At 65.6% G+C, this 1,901-nt stretch carries 1 protein-coding gene; it reads left to right on the top strand.

Features of this window, described 5'->3' with window-relative positions:
• Nucleotides 1–204: 204 nt before the first annotated feature.
• Nucleotides 205–1,701 carry a VWA domain-containing protein gene (locus tag AC13FW_RS20485; RefSeq protein ID WP_482990278.1) on the top strand — a complete coding sequence of 499 codons (1,497 nt, stop codon included), beginning with the start codon at nt 205–207 and terminating at the stop codon, nt 1,699–1,701.
• Nucleotides 1,702–1,901: the final 200 nt, after the last annotated feature.

Here is a 1,901-nt window from a genome sequence, read left to right as displayed (position 1 = left end):
AAGGGGCATTCCCGCCAAAACCTCTGCCGAGCATGGCTCGGCACTACAGCAGCGTTGTCGACAACGCCGAAGATCAAAAGCCAACCCATCCCCAGCCCTCCCCTTGGCCTGCGGCCAAAGGGAGGGGGCATTAACCCCACTCCTCATCCCCATCCGTTCCTATCCTCGTACGCCGCATCACGCGGCACGCAAGGAGCAGGGATCATGGCTAGCGCAAAAGGTTCAAACCGGCCGGCGGTTCGCAACATGGCATTGGCTGCGGCGGTAACGTTGTTGGTTGGCCTGCCTGTGGCAGCGGCGGTTCGGCATACCCCGTTCCCGGTGACTGACAACACCGGCGATCTCAAGGCGCCGACGACACAGCGCACGCGCCAGACCCAGCCCAACTTCCGTGCGCCGAACGCCACGGTCTGCAGCGACACGCCGGTGCTGCGCGAGGTCGCCGATCCGAGCCCCAGGCCGCAGCAGCACAACATCGCTGCGGACGGGCTTCGCCTGCGCAGGGGGGCTGCCAAGATGATGGCGCCGCCCGCACCTGCTGCACCGCCCGCACCATCACCCGTGGTCGTCCGCGCCGAGGCCGCTGCCGACGCCAGCTCTGCGTATGCGCCTGCGGAAGCGCCGGTGGCCTCGATCACCAGCACTGGCAATGTGCGTCAGCAGCAGGCGGCGCAGGTCACGGCCGGTGTCGTCGACGACAACGCAGACTTCACTGCGTTCCAGCAGTTCCTGCAACGCCATGAAGAAGCCAATGATCTGGGTCGCGATGTCAGCGTGCGCCAGCGGCTGCAGGTGGTCGATGCGCAGGGGCGGCCGGTGCCGGACGCGGAAGTGGCGGTCAGCGCCCGCAACGGCGCGCGGATGTGGGCGCGTACCGATGCCGGTGGTCAGGTATGGGTGCATCCCAATGCCTTCGATGACCGCGATTCGGACAGCTACCAGGTGCAGGTGCGGCGCGCCGGCAAGACCGTGACCTCGATCCTGCAACGCGGGCAGAAGAATGCCGTGCAGGTGGTGGTGGCCGATGCGCCGCTGCCGGCGCGCGCCAAGCTCGATCTGGTGTTCATGGTCGATGCCACCGGCTCGATGGCCGATGAAATCGACAAGCTGCGTGACTCGCTGCAGGGCATCGTCCGTGACATCGCCCAGCTGCCGTCCAACCCGGACATCTGCCTGGGGCTGGTGACCTACCGTGATCGCGGCGATGAGTACTTCGTGCGCGGCTGGGACCTGAGCAACAACGTTGCCGGCTTCCAGAACGTGCTCGATGGCGTGCGCGCAAATGGTGGCGGCGATTACCCGGAAGCAATGAACGAGGCCTTCGACCATGCGGTGCAGGCGATGAACTGGCGCGGTGCCTCGACCACCCGTCTGCTGGTGTCATTGGCCGATGCACCACCGCACATGGATTACCCGCAGCCGCGTTACGAGCAGACCATGCTGGCCGCGCTGGGCAAGGGCATCAAGGTATTGAGCGTGGCGGCTTCCGGCCAGGACACCACCGGCGAGATCGCGCAGCGGCAGATCGCGCAGTACACCGGCGGGCGTTTCATCTTCCTGACCTACAAGGATGCCAGTGATCCCTCCAGCGGACCGGGCAGCGAGACGGTGCATGAGGTGGAGAACTATTCGGTCGACACCCTGGACAAGCTGGTGGTGAAGCTGGTGCGCGAGGAGCTGGCGCAGCTGCCGAAGGGCTGAGCTGCGCTCCCTCCCTCGAGCATGGCTTGGCACCACGCTCCCTCCCTTTGGCGAAGCCAAGGGGAGGGTAGGGGAGGGGTAGGCTTTTGATCTTCAGGCATTGCCAGCTTCGCGGCTTACGCCGCTCCCACAAAGCGAGGTCCTGTAGTGCCGAGCCATGCTCGGCATGGGCTTTATCGGTAATGCCTCTGCCGAGCATG

Source organism: Stenotrophomonas sp. 21LCFQ19 (genome assembly GCF_056861425.1).
This window is presented reverse-complemented; position numbering and strand designations above follow the sequence as displayed.

Bases quoted from the DNA above. Each gene is read 5' to 3' on its own strand.
- AC13FW_RS20485 (WP_482990278.1), top strand. From the start codon at position 205: ATGGCTAGCGCAAAAGGTTCAAACCGGCCGGCGGTTCGCAACATGGCA.